The organism is Desulfatiglans sp., from assembly GCA_012513605.1.
GTDB lineage: Bacteria > Desulfobacterota > DSM-4660 > Desulfatiglandales > HGW-15 > JAAZBV01.
The window spans coordinates 1-3,982 of the sequence record JAAZBV010000098.1; the positions used below are offsets into that span (position 1 = coordinate 1).

General features: G+C 37.6%; 3 protein-coding genes. All 3 read right to left on the reverse strand.

The features are described 5' to 3' along the window. A partial coding sequence (locus GX654_13220) for a PAS domain S-box protein (protein ID NLD37821.1) occupies positions 1-910 on the reverse strand: 910 nt, incomplete at its 3' end. Positions 911-2,050: 1,140 nt separating this feature from the next. After that, the gene (locus GX654_13225) at positions 2,051-3,163 is read right to left on the reverse strand and encodes a hypothetical protein (GenBank protein NLD37822.1); all 1,113 of its coding nucleotides are present in this window, start codon (positions 3,161-3,163) and stop codon (positions 2,051-2,053) included. 83 nt (positions 3,164-3,246) lie between these two features. Continuing rightward, positions 3,247-3,753, reverse strand: coding sequence for a hypothetical protein (locus GX654_13230; GenBank protein NLD37823.1), 507 nt, complete (start codon positions 3,751-3,753; stop codon positions 3,247-3,249). Between the last annotated feature and the right edge of the window lie 229 nt (positions 3,754-3,982).

Genomic DNA, 3,982 nt, shown 5'->3' on the forward strand with positions numbered 1-3,982 from the left:
CACCAGCCAGGTTCCCTATGGCCTCCATCTTCTGGGCCTGCTGAAGCTGTTTATGGAGCTTCTCTTTTTCCTGCTCCGCATTTTTCCTGTCACTGATATCGATCCATGTCCCGAGTGAATAAACCAGCTCACCATCTTTATATATGGGGGTAACATCTATCTCGGCCCAGGCGTGTTCACCACTTTTTTTCCTGTATTCACGTTCACTACTCTTAACCCCATCCTTTTGTCTTTTCTCTATAGAACCATATTTTGCATCATCAACAGACCACGGGTAAGGGAGTTTTAATCCAAGGACATCCCTGGATGAAAAACCTGTAAGCTTTTCAAAAAACGGGTTTACATACCTTACAGAGGTATCAGGGTTGTAGACCACTATTGCAGTTGGTGAAAACTCAAGCAGGCTTGAGCTGAATGAATCACTTTCCTGTAAAGCCTTTTCTATGCGCTTGCGTGCTGTGATATTCCGGGTGATCTCTGTAAAACCGGTTACCTTCTCACCTTCCTTAATGGGTGAAAACAGGGTCTCAAAATAGATATCCCTCTCATCATCACAGTATTCCGCAATAAACTGCTCCCCCTTTAATGCCCTCTCCTGTAACGAGTCCCAGTATTTTATTGCTTCAGCGTTACCCGACAGTTTATGTGTTTGCATCCCGGGTTTTATTTCAATATTTAATAGCTCTTCCCCCCTTTGTTTATATTTAGCGTTAAATGCCTGGGATACCCCATTACTGTCACAGATAAGAATATAGTCCTCGGTATTCTGCATCAGGGTATAATAATATGTCCTGATCCGCCTTAACTCTTCAAGCTCTTCAAGCAGCCTGATTTTATCCTCTGTTTCATTTTCAAGCCGGGTTTTAAGCTCTTTGATCTTCTTTTCCAAGTCTTTTTCGATGTATTGCATATTTACCCATGAACCTGCGTATCCTATTCTGATACGGAGTATTTTGTTTTCTGTTTCATATATGCCCTCTCAGAGGCCAATTTGAAGCAGGAGCCATATAATGCCTGACCAGGATTTTGCATCAAAGAAAAAACATGCCAAACAGTTATCAATAGACCGATAAAAAATTTAATCCATGATAAGTAAAATCAATTCTGTTTTCAAGCATAAATACCTTTGTTTTTAGAATAATCCTTTGGTGGGTGTCGCAGTAGCCTGGTAAAAAAACATTGACTAATTCGGAATGGATTCCATTTTGGTTAGGTATGGAAAGACACTTCATCGAATATATCGAGGAATACTTCGATAGAAAATTATCCTCCTGACCGGTCCTTGTCAGACTGGGTAAAACAATATCAAAGATGTTGAAGGGTGATTTTGATTTTTAAATACAAAGACAGGGAAGAATATTTTCGGATGGAGCTGAAATCAGGAACGCAGCAAAATGGCTTTCCGGGTTTTCGATTGCATGAAGAGGTATGGGAAATAACAGGCGATATGGCCCCGACATGTTGGATTAATATTTAAAGGTTTTTGAATCTTCCAAAATACCCTTTTAAAAAATTATTTCACCACGGAGTACATCCGCCTCCGCTGAAGCTATGGCGGGACAGGCGGAGAGCATGGAGTAAAGTTTATTATATATCAATAAATGATTTTTGTTTTCTTAGCGCCCTTTGCGTCTTTGCGGTTCAATTTTAATCTGTCACCTCAACCATATAAGGGCACGGAGTAAAAAACTACAATTGATCCAACTCTTTTTCTCCTGGCCAGTACCTTAAGAGCTCTCCTTCGCCGACATCAATAACGCGCTCGGCAAGAACTTTATAGCCGCGACGTTCGTAGAATTGCCAGTTTAGCAATTTCTCAAACTGAATGATGCTCTTTAAAAAACATCACCGCACGCGGTGGATATATTGCCGGATAGGAAGCATCAATAGTCTCACAAATCATACGATGAAGCGGATATAAATCAGTAGAATTGAATTCACGAATCATGGTTGTTGTATCTTTCATTGTTTTCTGTCGAACATTAAGCATTATGTACCAGAAAGCGTTTTATCGCACGGTCACTGTAGATACCCGAGTCATGCATTGCTATTAAAAGGGAATATCGTAGTCAAAGAAAATCGCCCCCTCATACTGGTATATTTTTTTTAGTGCGTCTTTTATTACAACTCCTAATTCGATACTGTAGTTTAAAGCTTTCAAATCTTCCGCCTCCCAGACGCCATCGACAATTATAGCAGCTCTATCTTTTTCGGAATCCCAAAAAATTCTAGTAACATCTTTAATTTGCTTGTAATTTCTTTGATCTCGTAAAACTTTATATATTTCCCATCTTACACTCTTATTAAATTCTGTTAGAAGAAGCTCAATTTTCTTTTCGTCTTTTATACAATCAATAAAATATTTTTTATATATCGAAAAAGCTTGTTTTATATTATGGTAGTGAAGCATATCGTAGGTTGGTAAGCATGACTCAAAAGCCTTGGCTGTAATGAAGTGAACTCTTGATAAAGTTTCTTTTCTGTTTATTATGTAGCTACCAACATAAATATCAGTACTAATGTGTTCTATATTGGGTTCAATATCATCGTAATCAATACGCAACAAAGGCCCGTCAACAACTGATACTAAATTAAAATTGTAAAAAGAGTTCTCCTTTTTTCTTTTAACTAATGATTCAATCTCATAATTTTGTGATTTCATAGACGATACAACAGAATTAAAAATGGCCTTGTCGTTTTGAGGTTTCCCATTCTTTTTGCTTAATTCCTGAAACGCGAAAATATGCTTTCGAGGTGAAAAAAGAAGATCATCTAATTTCTCGGATGAATTTACATATTCCGATTTCCACTCATAATTCTCTAGCATTAATTTTATTATTTTCTCATTAGACCAGATAGTCACAGGATTCCAGTCAATGTTTGGATCATTTTGTTTCTTTTCCTTTGTTAATAGAGCCCAAGCATTTTCACTACTTTTTTTACAGCTTATGATTAGAACTGTATAGATAAGAATCCCTTTTTTCAAGGCTACTTTATAGGCTAATATATCAATTTCTCGCGCCGCGCCTTGGACATCATCTATGTAATATTTATTATTTATTACGGTCCAACCATTCTGAAGCAAACTTTTAGAAACTGTATACTCAAGACCAAAACCTGTTTCCATAATACCTTTTATGTATTGATTATCATCTATGCTCATTTTGAATTCTCTGCTCGGTATAACGGTTTTGATTACCAGTCGGCGGGAATTTCCGACGGTCGGTTAAATTAAATGCTAGGTGGCTATTTTGCCCTTTCGATTCTATCTTCTCGTAAATGCTTTCTTTGTTCGTTATCCCATTCCATTGCAGCATCATATTTTTCAGTTAAAGTTTGAATCCTTCTCTGAATTCTATGTAACTTAATTAATTCAGTTTCAAGGCCTTTAGTGTTTAGTGTGTCATAATCTGTATTTTCATCTGGAATTTCTTTGGATAATTCATATGATGTTTCTTGATCGTTTTCAAATTCTTTTTTCCATTTTTCCATCATACCTGATCTGAAGGCACCAATCGCTGATGAAACAGCTATTCTTGATTTATTTCCTTGAGTCATTTGATCATTTAATTTTTTAAAATCATATACTGTGTTTGCTAAAGCACGTTTTAGTTCGATACGTAAATCAAGCGCTTTGATCTGATTGCTTTTCTTATAACTCATACAGCCTAAAATTGCTCCAGCTATACCGGTCACTGCACCTAATATTCCGGTAACCATACCAACATAACTAGTCCAATGTGGGTCAGCCATTATTGAGACCTCTTATATGGTTTGATAAAACTATCTTGTCTCTTAACTGTGAGCATTACAGGCCGGGTGGTGTCTCATCGCCCGGTCCTTGTAGATGCCTTGGTGTACGCCCGGCATGGGCGTGAATTAATGGGGTGAAAGTCCCCTGTACATGAATCCGGTTAATATGTTTAATTTTGAGCATATTAACAGAAGTACTAGCCGACGGCAAGGGCATCTTCGCGAGAAG